At 69.8% G+C, this 12,346-nt stretch carries 14 protein-coding genes and 2 tRNA genes; 6 read left to right on the top strand and 10 right to left on the bottom strand.

Features of this window, described 5'->3' with window-relative positions; translation table 11 throughout:
- Nucleotides 1–58 precede the first annotated feature (58 nt).
- Nucleotides 59–135: transfer RNA gene (locus ORV05_RS24580), tRNA-Pro, on the bottom strand.
- A 78-nt stretch (nucleotides 136–213) separates the two neighbouring features.
- Here ORV05_RS24580 and ORV05_RS24585 point away from each other — a divergent pair.
- Nucleotides 214–284 (top strand) — tRNA-Gly (locus ORV05_RS24585).
- 250 nt (nucleotides 285–534) lie between these two features.
- Entirely contained in the window at nucleotides 535–1,002 is a 468-nt protein-coding gene (locus ORV05_RS24590) for a DIP1984 family protein (protein WP_268754376.1), read from the top strand.
- A gap of 273 nt (nucleotides 1,003–1,275) precedes the next feature.
- Here the strand turns inward: ORV05_RS24590 and ORV05_RS24595 are convergent, their stop codons facing one another.
- Nucleotides 1,276–1,872 carry a TetR/AcrR family transcriptional regulator gene (locus tag ORV05_RS24595; RefSeq protein ID WP_268754377.1) on the bottom strand — a complete coding sequence of 199 codons (597 nt, stop codon included), beginning with the start codon at nucleotides 1,870–1,872 and terminating at the stop codon, nucleotides 1,276–1,278.
- Nucleotides 1,873–1,962: 90 nt separating this feature from the next.
- On the opposite strand from ORV05_RS24595, the gene ORV05_RS24600 reads away from it, so the two are divergent.
- On the top strand, nucleotides 1,963–2,955 hold the full coding sequence (locus tag ORV05_RS24600; RefSeq protein WP_268754378.1) for an amidohydrolase family protein: 993 nt from the start codon (nucleotides 1,963–1,965) through the stop codon (nucleotides 2,953–2,955).
- 10 nt (nucleotides 2,956–2,965) lie between these two features.
- On the opposite strand, the gene ORV05_RS24605 is transcribed toward ORV05_RS24600, so the two are convergent.
- The 4 genes from ORV05_RS24605 to ORV05_RS24620 all read right to left on the bottom strand — a co-directional run bounded on the left by ORV05_RS24605 (nucleotide 2,966) and on the right by ORV05_RS24620 (nucleotide 5,311).
- Nucleotides 2,966–3,199: a hypothetical protein gene (locus ORV05_RS24605; RefSeq protein WP_268754379.1), complete on the bottom strand. Its 234-nt coding sequence runs from the start codon at nucleotides 3,197–3,199 to the stop codon at nucleotides 2,966–2,968.
- A gap of 85 nt (nucleotides 3,200–3,284) precedes the next feature.
- Nucleotides 3,285–3,731: a nuclear transport factor 2 family protein gene (locus ORV05_RS24610; RefSeq protein ID WP_268754380.1), complete on the bottom strand. Its 447-nt coding sequence runs from the start codon at nucleotides 3,729–3,731 to the stop codon at nucleotides 3,285–3,287.
- 10 nt (nucleotides 3,732–3,741) lie between these two features.
- A complete protein-coding gene (locus tag ORV05_RS24615; RefSeq protein WP_268754382.1) occupies nucleotides 3,742–4,611 on the bottom strand; it encodes a TIGR03619 family F420-dependent LLM class oxidoreductase in 870 nt (289 codons plus the stop codon).
- A 112-nt stretch (nucleotides 4,612–4,723) separates the two neighbouring features.
- Nucleotides 4,724–5,311 (bottom strand): DinB family protein, encoded by a 588-nt coding sequence (locus ORV05_RS24620; RefSeq protein ID WP_268754383.1) that lies wholly within the window; start codon nucleotides 5,309–5,311, stop codon nucleotides 4,724–4,726.
- A gap of 165 nt (nucleotides 5,312–5,476) precedes the next feature.
- Here ORV05_RS24620 and ORV05_RS24625 point away from each other — a divergent pair, with 165 nt between their 5' ends.
- Nucleotides 5,477–6,280, top strand: a complete 804-nt coding sequence (locus ORV05_RS24625) for a hypothetical protein (protein WP_268754384.1) — start codon at nucleotides 5,477–5,479, stop codon at nucleotides 6,278–6,280.
- A 102-nt stretch (nucleotides 6,281–6,382) separates the two neighbouring features.
- Here the strand turns inward: ORV05_RS24625 and ORV05_RS24630 are convergent, their stop codons facing one another.
- On the bottom strand, nucleotides 6,383–7,189 hold the full coding sequence (locus ORV05_RS24630; protein WP_268754385.1) for an Fpg/Nei family DNA glycosylase: 807 nt from the start codon (nucleotides 7,187–7,189) through the stop codon (nucleotides 6,383–6,385).
- Complete coding sequence (locus tag ORV05_RS24635; RefSeq protein ID WP_268754386.1) at nucleotides 7,189–7,659, bottom strand: ribose-5-phosphate isomerase; 471 nt, start codon at nucleotides 7,657–7,659, stop codon at nucleotides 7,189–7,191. The genes ORV05_RS24630 and ORV05_RS24635 overlap by 1 nt, the downstream gene beginning before the upstream one ends.
- Before the next feature lie 88 nt (nucleotides 7,660–7,747).
- Between ORV05_RS24635 and ORV05_RS24640 the strand changes: the two genes are divergently transcribed.
- On the top strand, nucleotides 7,748–8,443 hold the full coding sequence (locus ORV05_RS24640) for an MBL fold metallo-hydrolase (protein ID WP_268754387.1): 696 nt from the start codon (nucleotides 7,748–7,750) through the stop codon (nucleotides 8,441–8,443).
- An 18-nt stretch (nucleotides 8,444–8,461) separates the two neighbouring features.
- On the opposite strand, the gene ORV05_RS24645 is transcribed toward ORV05_RS24640, so the two are convergent.
- The gene (locus tag ORV05_RS24645; protein WP_268754388.1) at nucleotides 8,462–8,911 is read right to left on the bottom strand and encodes a GNAT family N-acetyltransferase; all 450 of its coding nucleotides are present in this window, start codon (nucleotides 8,909–8,911) and stop codon (nucleotides 8,462–8,464) included.
- A 77-nt stretch (nucleotides 8,912–8,988) separates the two neighbouring features.
- Complete coding sequence (locus ORV05_RS24650; RefSeq protein ID WP_268754389.1) at nucleotides 8,989–9,600, bottom strand: mycothiol-dependent nitroreductase Rv2466c family protein; 612 nt, start codon at nucleotides 9,598–9,600, stop codon at nucleotides 8,989–8,991.
- A gap of 150 nt (nucleotides 9,601–9,750) precedes the next feature.
- On the opposite strand from ORV05_RS24650, the gene pepN reads away from it, so the two are divergent.
- Nucleotides 9,751–12,327 (top strand): aminopeptidase N, encoded by a 2,577-nt coding sequence (pepN, locus tag ORV05_RS24655; protein WP_268754390.1) that lies wholly within the window; start codon nucleotides 9,751–9,753, stop codon nucleotides 12,325–12,327.
- The last annotated feature ends 19 nt before the right edge of the window (nucleotides 12,328–12,346 follow it).

A 12,346-nucleotide genomic window follows, 5' to 3' on the forward strand; every position in this document is an offset into this window, starting at 1 on the left:
ACGGCCGGAAGCATCGCAGGCCCGGAGTCCCGAGCGAGTCGGGACCAGACCTCACGACTGGTCGGGATGACAGGATTTGAACCTGCGACCCTCCGCTCCCAAAGCGGATGCGCTACCAAGCTGCGCCACATCCCGGTACGCCCCGGGCGGGGCGTTGCGATCACTCTAGCGCGACCCGCTAGACTACCTTCGCGCACGGTTCACCGAGCGCATGCGGGCGTAGCTCAATGGTAGAGCCCCAGTCTTCCAAACTGGCTACGCGGGTTCGATTCCCGTCGCCCGCTCCGAGATCGGCACACCCTGCTCACGCTGCGCGTTTCGCCTGGTCTCTGCGCCATTCTCCCCGGGGGTCGACCCCCGGACCCCCGCCAGGGGGTGAGCCCCCTGGACCCCCGCGCGGAGCCGGTTGGGGCGTTAACGCGCCACTGAGGGGGCGGAACTCCTGGACCTTCGCGCGGATCCGCGCCGGAAAACGCGTTGCGGCTCGATCGCGAGCGTGACACCCTCCGCCCGGACACGGGGGGTGGAACGAGAATGAAGCTGGCCGAGGCACTGGTGTTGCGTGCGGATGCGGCGCGCCGGCTGGAACAGCTGCGGGCCCGGGTCGTCGGCAACGCCCGCTACCAGGAGGGCGAGACACCGGCGGAGGACGCCGGAAGCCTGCTGGCTCAGGCCAGGCAGGTGTGCGCGGAACTGGAGTCGCTGATCCGCCGGATCAATCGCACGAACTCCGCGGCACGACTGGGCGAAGGGACGATGACGGATGCGCTCGCGCGCCGGGATGCCCTGCGGCTGCAGCACGGGGTGGTCACCGCGGCGGCCGACGCGGCCGCCGGGCGGGATCAGCGGGGCGGCGGCCGCCAACTGCGTTCCGAGCTGATGTTCCTGTCCGCCCTACCCGTAGCCGAACTGCGGGCCGAGGCCGACCAGTTGGCCCGCGAGATCCGCGAACTGGACGTGAGCATCCAGCGCACCAACTGGGAGGTGGATCTGCTGGACTGACCGGGATCCGGACAGCAGGAGCAGGTAGTCATCCGGAAAGCGAGCACACACCGCGAGCCGGCGGTCAATCCGGCTCCTCCGGTGCGCGGAGGGCAGCGCAGGGGTTCAATTCCCCGCATCATCGGGCAGCCCCGCACGGCGCACAGGTGACGGCGCACGGCGCACAAGTGATCACCACGTGCTGGTTCCGGACGACGAGGGCGGGTTCGGGGCCTCCTGCTGTCGGTTTCCCGCCGGGTCACCTGCTTTACGCGCGCGGCCTCGAGGACCTACTCAAGCCGCTGACGCGGCCAGGGCAGCTCGCAGCATCGGCTGCAACAGGGTGCTCACCTGAGCGTCCGTCAGATCGGCCAGTGCGCTCGACCCCAGGATGTCGCGCACGAAGGTCACCCCGATCAGGACGGCTCCCAGCAGGTCGATCCGCAGGGCGATCTCCGGGTCATCGGGATCGCGGCCGTCCGCCCGCGCGATCAGGTCCCGGATGGTCCTCCGCAGTTCGATGGCGACCTCCGGGTTGCTGGGCGCGGTGCGGAGCAGGGCCAGGAACGGGGCGGATGCCTGCCCGCCCCGAAGCGCGGTGAGCAGGTGCCCGGCGAGCCCGTCGAGATCCCGCGTGCCAGTGCCAGCGGTGTCGGTGATGTCGGCCGGGTCCGCGCCCTGGCTCAGCGACGCCAGGAACAGGGCGCGTTTGGTGCCGAAGTGGCGAAGGACCAGACCGTTTGCCGTGTCGGCGCGTCGGGCGATCTCGCGGATGGTCGCGCGGTCGTAGCCCTTCTCGGCGAACGTCGTCCGCGCGGCGGCCAGGATCGCCTCGCGGGAGGCCGCGGCGTTGTGGGCTCGCCTGCTCCGGGGCGGCGTGTCGGGCGTCACAGGCAAAAGTGTACCGGCGTCCAAAACTTCGGCGTAGAACAGCCTGGTAGCCAATGTGTACAGGCGTTCATTTCTGTGGGGTGATCGATCATGGTTCACACGGTTGTCGATGTGCACTCGCATCCGATCGTGGATTTCGGTGACGGCACGGATGCGGGTCTGGGCCTGCCGATCGGCGATCTGCCGCCCTGGAGCGCACACCGTCTGCTGGAGCTGATGGACGAGCACGGCATCGCCGCGACAGTGCTGTCGATACCGGACGCGGCCAACCGGATCACCGATCGGTCCCGGGCCGCCGAGCGGGCGCGCCGGTCGAACGAGTATCTCGCCGGGCTCATCGCGGAGCATCCGGCCCGGCTCGGCGGGCTGGCCGTGCTGCCCGGCCGCTCGACCGACGACAGCCTCGAGGAGATCGCCTACGCCCTCGACGTGTTGCACCTCGACGGCGTGTCCTTCTCGACCTCCGTAGCGGACGAGTATCTGGGGAGCCCGCGCTTCGATCCCCTCCTCGCCGAACTGTCGGCCAGGGAAGCCACCCTGTTCGTCCACCCGGTCGAGGCAGTGGCCGCCCGGCGGATCGACGGGGGGCTGAACCCGTCGATCTTCGAGTTCGTCTTCGACACCACCCGGATGATCGCCACCATGGTGGTGCACCGCGTCCACGAGCGCTTTCCCCGCCTGCGCGTGATCGCCACGCATGGCGGTGGGGCCATGCCGTACCTGGTTCGCCGCTTCCAGGTGCTGCAGAACGTGTTCGGTGCCGGCGAGGGGCGTGCGACCTTGACCGAGCAGGAACTCACCGACGGGTTGCGGTGGTTCTACTACGACCTCACCGCCGCCACCAGCCCGGCTCAGCTGCCCGCCATCCTCGACCTGCTGCCCGCGTCCCATCTGCTGGCCGGATTCGACCACCCGTTCATGCCGTCCTCGACCTACGCGGAGTCCCTCCGGCAACTGCGGCGCAGCCCGCTACTGACGCCAGAGGACCTCGGCCGCATCGCCCACGGCAATGCCGCCGCGTTGTTCCCTGCCCTGGCGGCCCGGTCCGCGATCGCGCCGACCTCCTCCGGCTCGACGGACTGACGCGGCTGCTTCACCGCAGCGCGGCCTCACATTCCCCGCACCGCGGCAATTTGCGCCAGTGGTGGGTGCGTTCCGAAGGGAGGCACCGCCTGCCGCAGCGCGAGCGCAGGCCGGTGCTCGGGTGGTAGTCGAGGGCAGGCGGCACCCAGTGCGTCGACACCGCCTCGGTGTCCGGCAGCCAGCCCCAATAACGCCCGAGAGAAACGGCGTCCGCGCGGGATGCCGTGGGAAACCTGCCATGCATGTCCGGCATGGTCGAGCCGGCGCTGCCGCGACGGACCATCGACGCACCGGTGGTAACACGGCGCTTACGCACGCGCGCGGATTGTTTACCCTTCGACGCGCCGTGCGGTGGCCATCGCGCGTTCCACCTCCCAGAAGGCGCGCATCGAGGTGACGAGCCCGTCGTCGCCGACCCGGTAGACGAACACGCCATCGGTGTCGACGCGGTAGCCGCCCGGCAGGAAGGTGGTGATGGTGCCGACGTTCGCCACCTCGCTGCCCGCCGCGTGCGAATCACGGATGACGAACCGGAAGCGCTCCACCTTGGCGATCGCGAGGTCCCAGAAGGCCGAAATGCCTTCGCGGCCGTGGTGCCCCTTGCCCTCCGGGTCGAAGCCCGAGGGACCGACGGGATCTTCGATCACGGCGTCTTCGGCGAACAGCGCCAGCCATTCGTCCTTCGCCCCGCGCACCACCGCGTTCATCGACCGCCACGCCGCCATCCGTGCGGGCGGTTGTTCGGCGGTGGCGTCCCAGCAGACTTCGATCGACATGCCCGCGCTCCTACAGGTTGGAGATGATCTCGTCGGCGAACTTCTTGATGGCGTCCTTCTTCGGACCGAGGGGGTCGCCGAACCCGACCCCCTCGAACACCCACGGCTGGGTGATCACGTCGGTCACCCCGATCTCGGCCTGCTGCCGGTAACCGTCCAGCCCGAACCGGTCGACGCACACGGCCTGGAACTCGAACTGCTCCTCGGCTCGCCCGTACTCGGCGCGCAGCGCGTTCAGCCGGGTGATCGTGTCCCGCAGTTCGTCGAACTTCATCATCGCGCTGGACCAGCCGTCGCCCACACGCGCCGCGCGCCGCAGCGCGACCTCGGTGTGCCCGCCGATGTAGAACGGCACGCGCTCGCTCGGCGCGGGGCTCATCTGCAGCTTGTCGAAGTCGAAGAACCGGCCGTGGTATTCGGCCATCCCGCCGTCGAGGATCAGCCGCAGCACCTCGATGGCCTCGTCGACCCGCTTGCCCCGGTTCGCGTACGGCGCTCCGCACCATTCGAACTCCTCCGGGGTCCAGCCCACGCCAAGGCCGAGCCCAAACCGGTTGCCGGTGAACGCGGCGACCGACCCCACCTGCCGCGCCAGCAGCACCGGGTTGCGGGAACCCAGCTTCAGTACCGAGGTGTAGAAGCGGATCCGCTCGGTGACCGCCCCCATCGAGGCGACCGCGATCAAGGGATCCGCCCACGGCGTCTCGGCATTCCAGAACCTGTTGCCATCCGGGGTATAGGGGTAGTCGGCCGACACCTTCTCCGAATAGAAGAGCGAGTCGGGCAGCACGACCGAGGAGAAACCGTTCTCCTCCGCCGTTCGCGCCAGCTCTCCGAATTGTTCGAGCGGGTTCATGGCGACCGAGACGCTGAACTTCATCCCCCGAGGCTATAACGTGTTCTAGTTTACGTCGAGAGCGAAAACAGCGGACCGGCTCCATGGCGGAGACGAAGCTACGGACATGGCGGACTCCTTTACCGGCCCGATCGCATCAGTGGCCGGCTTCGCGCGCCACGCGCTCCAGCCGGTCCCGGTAGCTGTCCCACCAGGCCTGATCGCCCGGCGGCAGGTTGTCGTTGCCCTGCTGCATCCCGGCGGCCCCGTCGATCAACTCCCGGACGACGTCGGCGTGCCCGGCGTGCCGCTGCGTCTCGGCGATCATGTGCACCAGGATCCGGTGCAGCGTGACCTCGCGCCGGTCGGCCGGCCACCAGGGCACCTGGCCGGTCGCGTCCAGCGCCAGCGCTTCGATGGTCGCGTCCGCATGGGCCCACGCCCGGCGGTACAACCCGATGATCTCGGTGCGAGACTCGTCGGCGGTGGCCCACATGTCGGCATTCGGTTCGGCGTCCTCGCCGAGCCAGGGCAGCGGCTGGTCGAACGGCCGTCCGAAGACCACGCCGAAGTACCCCAGTTCCGTACTGGCCGCATGCTTGACCAGTCCCAGCAGGTTGGTTCCCGTCGGTGTCAACGGGCGGCGCACGTCGTACTCCGGCAGTCCGTCAAGCTTCCACAGCAACGCTTCGCGGGCGGCCCGCAGGTAGCGGTGAAGATCCGCCTTAGGATCCGATTCGATCACGACCGGCAGTCTCCCACCGGCCACCGACAGAACCCGCGGGTGTCCGCAAAGGAACCATCCCTCGTCCCGGTACGTTGGCGCTATGTCCGGTTCGGCGTCGTGATGGGTGTGTTCACTGGCATTCGACGCCGTCCGGTTCGAGACACCAACCCGGGAGAGTGACCGATGGGCACCGCGATCACCCTGATCGTGCTCCTTCTCGTCATCGTTGGCGCCGTCGCCTACTTCGTGAAGTCGCAGGCACAGAACCGCCAGCGCCAACTGGACGACGCCAAGGCGGACGCGCGGCGGCTGGTCGAGCGCCTGGGCGGCCAGGTGCTCAACCTCACCGGCACCGACACCGCCTCACAGCAGGCCATGGCCGATGCGGCCGAGCGGTACACCGCGGCCGGATCGCAACTGGAGCAGGCCAGGACGATCGAGCAGGCCAGGCTGGTCAAGGAGACCGCACTCGAAGGGCTGTACTACGTGCGGGCCGCCCGGACCGCGATGGGCATGGATCCCGGCCCGAAGCTGCCCGAGGAAACCGAGCGGGAGCGCGCGGGCAAGGTGACCGAGCACCGCCAGGTCCAGATGGAAGGACACACCTACGAGGCCTCGCCGGAACCCGGCGCGAACACGCCCTACTACTACCCGGGTGGCCGCGTGGCCGGGCGCCCGGTGCCGCAGGGCTGGTACAGCGAGCCGTGGTGGAAGCCCGCGCTGGTCGCGGGCGCGTGGGGCCTGGGCTCGATGCTGCTGTTCAGCACCCTGTTCTCCGGCATGGGCGGGATCGCCAGCGCCGCGGCCTGGGAGTCCGGTTACGACGCGGGCCAGGAGGCGGCCCTGGACGACGCCGGTGGCGATTTCGGGGGCGACGGCGGCGACTACGGCGGCGGCGACTTCGGTGACCAGGGCGGCAACGACTTCGGCGACTTCGGTGGTGGAGATTTCGGTGGTGGGGACTTCGGCGGCGGGGACTTCTTCTGACCGGCGAAGTCGCACTTTTCGGTGAAAGTGCGGCGCTGGGCACGCCCAGCTGACGCCCTCAAGGTCGCCCCCGAGGGACCGTGAGACGTCCGGTCACGGCGGTCACGCCGGTTGGCAGACCGGGCACCAGTAGAGGTTCCGCCCGGCGAGTTCCCGGTGCGCCACCGGCGTGCCGCAGACCAGGCAGGGCTCCCCGGTCCGACGGTAGACGTAGACCTCGCCGCCGTGCCGGTCCCGGCGCGGCGCCCGGCCGGTCACCTCGGGCAGGTGCTCGGCGGCGACCGTGTCGATCCGGCCCGAGCGCACCCCGGCCCGCATCAGGCCGGCCAGGTCCGTCCAGATTTCCTTCCACTGCACGGCGTCGAGCTCGCGACCGGGCAGCATCGGCGAGATCCCGTGCCGGAACAGCACTTCCGCGCGGTACACGTTGCCGACCCCGGCCAGCACCGACTGGTCCATCAGCAGGGCCGCCACCGACGTCCGGGACACCGAGATCCGTTCCCAGGCCAGCTCCGGACGGGCGTCGCGGCGCAGCGGGTCGGGACCGAGCCGCGCCTTGATCGCGTCGACCTGGTCCGGGGTCAGCAGCTCGCACCGGTTCGGGCCCCGCAGATCCGTCCAGTGGGTGCGACCCACGAGCCGCATCCGCACCTGCCCCACGGGGAGCGCGACGGGCAGCGCCGCTTCGGTGAAGGTGCCGTACAGGCCGAGATGGACGTGGACGGCACCGAGATCGCCGTAGTGGTGGAACAGGTGTTTGCCGTGCGCCTCCGCCCGGACGAGCACGTGGCCGTCCACCCGCGGCGCGTCGGCGAACTTGCCCTGCGGGCTCGTCACCGCGACCGGCGCGCCCGCGTAGCGCCGCTGGTGCAGGCGGGCGAGCCGGTGGAGGGTGTGCCCCTCCGGCATCAGGCGGGCAGCGGCGGCGGGGTACCGGTGCGCTCGTAGTCGAGCATCTGCTGCACCCGGCGGCCGTGCCGCTCGTCGGGCGAGGGCGGGGTGTTCAGGAAGGCGTCGACGATGGCCTCGGCCTCTTCGACCGTGTGCATCCGCGCACCGATGCCGATCAGCTGGGCGTGGTTGTGCTCACGGGCCAGCTGCGCGATCTCCGGCTTCCAGGCCAGCGCCGCACGGGCGCCCTCCACCTTGTTGGCCGCGATCTGCTCGCCGTTGCCGGAACCGCCGAGCACGATGCCGAGGCTGCCCTCGTCGGCCACCACCCGCCGCGCCGTCTCGATGCAGAACGCCGGGTAGTCGTCGGCGGCGTCGTAGACGAACGGTCCGATGTCGGTCACCTCGTGGCCCTGCCCCTGGAGGTAGGCCACCAGATGGTTCTTCAGTTCGAAACCGGCATGGTCGGATCCCAAGTAGACACGCACGGCGTGGAGTCTGCCATCCCGCCCCCGGCCCGGCTCGCCGCGGGTACGGGCGGGACGGATGCCCGCACCGCCGCTACCGTCGGTGACCATGAGCTGGATCACGATCGCCAACGGGGTTTTCGCCCGCCGCTACGAACACCTCGACCAGACCCTCGGGCTCGTCGTCGGCGAGGATCGCTGCCTGGTGATCGACACCGGCGGCGACGAACTCCAGGGCGAGCGGCTCGCCGCGGCCGTACGCGAGCTGACACCCCTGCCCTGGCTGGTGGTGCTCACGCACGCGCATTTCGACCACTACTTCGGCACCACGGCGTTCCTGCCGTGCCCGGTGTGGGCGCACGAGCGATGCCGCACGGCGTTGCTGCGCGACGCCGAGGACGACCGGAGGGCGTGGGCACGGCGATTCCACGACGAACACAAGCCCGAGCTGGCCGAGCGGCTGCTCCAGGCCGAACTGGTGCTGCCCACCGAGTTGTTCACCGGCGAGGCCGGACTGGATCTCGGCGGCCGCCGGGTGCGGTTGATCCATCCGGGACCCGGCCACACCGATCACGACGTGGCCGTCTGGGTGCCGGATGCGGAGGTGCTCTTCGCCGGTGACCTGGTCGAGCAGGGTGCCCCACCCGCGGTGGGGCCCGACGCGGACCTGGCGGCCTGGCCCCGCGCGCTCGACGAACTGCTGGCCCTGTCCCCTCGCGTCATCGTGCCGGGACACGGGGAACCGGTGGACGCCGCCTTCGTCCGGGCGCAGCGGGACGAACTCGCGGCACGATCGGGCGACTAGGCTCCAGGCCAGCCCGGATCAGTCGCCCAGTGCCCGCTCGTAGCGCACGAAACCGCTGAACTTCGCGACCTTGTCGTAGAGGGCGCGTGCGGTGGCGTTGTCCTGTTGCGTGTGCCAGTACAGCCGGGGAAGCCCGCGCCCGCGCGCTTCGTCCGCCACGTACTCGATCAGTGCCCGCGCCGCGCCCCGGCCGCGCGCCGCCTCGTCCACGTACAGGTCCTGCAGGTAGCACGCTCCCTGGGACCAGAACTTGGCATGGAACAGGTAATGGGCGATTCCGACGACCTGTCCGCCGAGCCGCGCGACCGCGCCGTGCACCTCCTCGTCCCGCACCAGCCGCCGCCAGGTCTCGTCGTACCCGGCCTGCGCGGTCGGGGTGCGGTAGAAGTCCTTGTAGGCGCGGGCGAGCACCTCCCACCGTGCCCGGTCCCCGGCCCGCACCGGGCCGATCTCCAGCGCACCCTCCATGCCGCGGCTCCCTCCCGTTGCCCCGGCGACACCGCCGGGGACGGGCCGCGTCCGAAGAGGCGGCCCGTCACCGTTTCCTAGTCGAACTTCAGCTCACCCGTACGGGTTCGCTTCAGCTCGAAGAAGTCGGGGTAGCTCGCCAGCGCACGAGCGCCGTCGAACACCTTCACCGCGTCCTCGCCCCGCGGGATCGAAGTGAGCACCGGGCCGAAGAACGCGACCCCGTCGATGTGGATGGTCGGAGTGCCCACGTCCATCCCGACCGGGTCCATGCCCTCGTGGTGGCTCTTGCGGAGCGCCTCGTCGTATTCGGTGGACTCCGCGGCCGCGGCCAGCTCTTCCGGTGCGCCCACCGCCCGCAGTGCCTCCTTGATCACCGCGGGGATGTCCTTGTTGCCCTGGTTGTGGTGGCGGGTGCCGAACTCGGTGTAGTAGTCGCGCAGCGCCTCTTCGCCCTGGGCCTGGGCCAGCGCGATCGCGACGCGCACCGGACCCCACGCCTTGTCCAACAGCGCCCGGTAGTCCTCCGGCAGGTCCCGCCCCTCGTTCAGCACGGCCAGGCTCATCACCCGGAAGCGCAGGTCCAGCTCGCGCTGCGCCTCGACTTCGAGGATCCAGCGCGAGGTGATCCAGGCGAACGGACAAACCGGATCGAAATAGAAGTCGACACGGGTGCGCTCGGCAGCCATCGGTCTCTCCCTGTGCAGTAGTGGAATCCGCCAGGCATGATCAGCCTTCAACCCGCCCAACAGCCCATGTATGACGCTTGTTCCCCTGGGCATCCATGATTGGATAGCGGGATAACCGAAAACGACCATCGCTAGTGCTACGAGGTGCCTGTGCCCGCCCCTAACCTGACCCGCGACCAAGCAAAGCAGCGCGCCGAGCTGCTGGAAGTCGAGTCCTACGACATCGCTTTGGACCTCACCGACGGTCACGGCGGTCCCGGCGTCAAGACGTTCGGGTCGACCACCACGATCCGGTTCGCCAGTGCGCGCGCCGGGGCCGGCTCCTGGATCGACCTCGTCGCCGACCGGGTCCGGTCGGCGACGCTCAACGGCCGGGCGCTGGACGTGTCCGGCTACGTCGAAGACGAGGGAATCGCGCTGCCGGAACTGGCCGAGACCAACGAGCTGGTGGTCGAGGCCGACTGCCGCTATATGAACACCGGTGAAGGACTGCACCGGTTCGTCGACCCGGTCGACGACGCCGTCTACCTGTACACGCAGTTCGAGACGGCGGACGCCAAGCGCATGTTCGCCTGCTTCGACCAGCCGGATCTGAAATCGGTGTACCGCCTGACGGTCACCGCCCCCGGCGACTGGAAAGTCGTCTCCAACGCGAAGGTGGCTTCCGCCGAGAAGACGCCCGAGGGGGCGACCCGCACCGTCTTCGAGGTTTCCGAGCGCATCTCCACCTATCTGGTCGCGCTGATCGCCGGACCGTACGCGGAATGGCACGACCAGTACGTGGAATCCACGCCCGAGCGCGAGCTCGTCATCCCGCTGGGCGTCTACTGCCGCGCCTCCCTGGCCGAGCACATGGACGCGGACCGGCTGTTCACCGAGACCAAACAGGGCTTCGCCTTCTACCACCAGGCGTTCGCCACGCCGTACCCGTTCAGCAAGTACGACCAACTGTTCGTGCCGGAATTCAACGCCGGTGCGATGGAGAACGCGGGCGCGGTCACCTTCCTCGAGGACTACGTGTTCCGCAGCCGCGTCACCCGCTACGCCTACGAACGGCGCGCGGAGACACTGCTGCACGAAATGGCGCACATGTGGTTCGGCGACCTGGTGACCATGCGCTGGTGGGACGACCTGTGGCTCAACGAGTCGTTCGCGACCTTCGCCAGCGTGCTCGCACAGGCTGAAGCCACGGAGTACAAGCACGCCTGGACCAGCTTCGCCAACATCGAGAAGTCCTGGGCCTACCGGCAGGACCAGCTGCCCTCGACGCACCCGATCGCGGCCGACATCGTCGACCTGCAGGCGGTCGAGGTGAACTTCGACGGCATCACCTACGCCAAGGGCGCGAGCGTGCTCAAGCAGCTGGTGTCCTACGTGGGGCTGGACAACTTCCTGGCGGGCCTGCGGGTCTACTTCGGCAAGCACGCCTGGGGCAACGCCACGCTGGCCGACCTGCTGGCCGCGCTGGAGGAGGCCTCCGGGCGCGACCTTTCCGGGTGGAGCGCGCAGTGGCTGGAGACCACCGGCCTCAACTCGCTGCGCGCCCGCTTCGAAACCGGCGAGGACGGCCGGTTCACCTCGTTCGAGGTGGTACAGACCGGCGCGAAGCCCGGGGCGGGCGAGCTGCGCACGCACCGCATCGCCGTGGGCATCTACGACGACGAGAACGGCAACCTGGTCCGTGTGAACCGGGTCGAGCTGGACGTGACGGGCGCCGTCACCCCGGTCCCCGAGCTGACCGGCGCGGCCGCCGGGAAGCTGGTGCTGGTCAACGACGACGACCTGACGTACTGCACGATGCGGCTGGACCCGGGCTCGCTGACCACGCTGGTCGACCGGATCGCCGACATCACCGAGCCGCTGCCGCGCACCCTGTGCTGGTCGGCTGCCTGGGAGATGACCCGGGAAGCCGAGCTCAAGGCGCGGGACTTCCTCACGATCGTCTCCCACGGCATCCAGGCCGAAACCGAGGTCGGCGTGGTGCAGCGCCTGCTGCTGCAGGCCCAGACCGCGCTGAACTCCTACGCGCAGCCGAGCTGGGCGGCCGAGCAGGGCTGGCCCTCCTTCACCGCCCGGATCCTGGAGCTGGCCCAGGCCGCCGAGCCCGGCTCCGACCACCAGCTCGCCTACGTCAACTCCCTGAGCGGCTCGGTGCTCGACGAAGCCACGCTCGGGATCCTGGCCGGCTGGCTGGACGGGAGCGCGCCGCTGCCGGGGCTGACCGTGGACGCGGACCTGCGCTGGCGTCTGCTCACCGCGCTGGTGGCGCACGGCAAGGCGGCCGAGGCCGAGATCGACGCGGAACTGGCCCGCGACGACACGGCGACCGGGCGGCGGCACGCCGAAACGGCGCGGGCGCTGCGGCCGAACGCGGAGGCCAAGGCCGAGGCGTGGCGGCGGGCGGTCTACGACGACGAACTGCCGAACGCGCTCAGCAACGCCGTCATCGCGGGCTTCTCGCACCCGGGTCAGAAGAGCCTGCTGGCCGGGTACGTCGGCACCTACTTCGAGGTGATCGACGAGGTGTGGCAGCGGCGTTCGAGCGAGCGGGCCCAGCCCACCGTGATCGGGCTGTTCCCGGCCTGGGCGGTCGAGCAGGCCACCGTCGAGGCGGCCGACCGGTGGCTCTCCGACGAAACGCGGCCTGCCGCGCTGCGTCGCCTGGTGTCCGAAGGACGGGCCGGCATCGTGCGTGCCCTGGCCGCGCGCGAGTTCGACGAGAGCTGATCAAAGCTCGAAGAAGCGC

This window comes from Amycolatopsis cynarae (assembly GCF_026802195.1).
GTDB classification, from domain to species: Bacteria; Actinomycetota; Actinomycetes; order Mycobacteriales; family Pseudonocardiaceae; genus Amycolatopsis_E; species Amycolatopsis_E rhizosphaerae.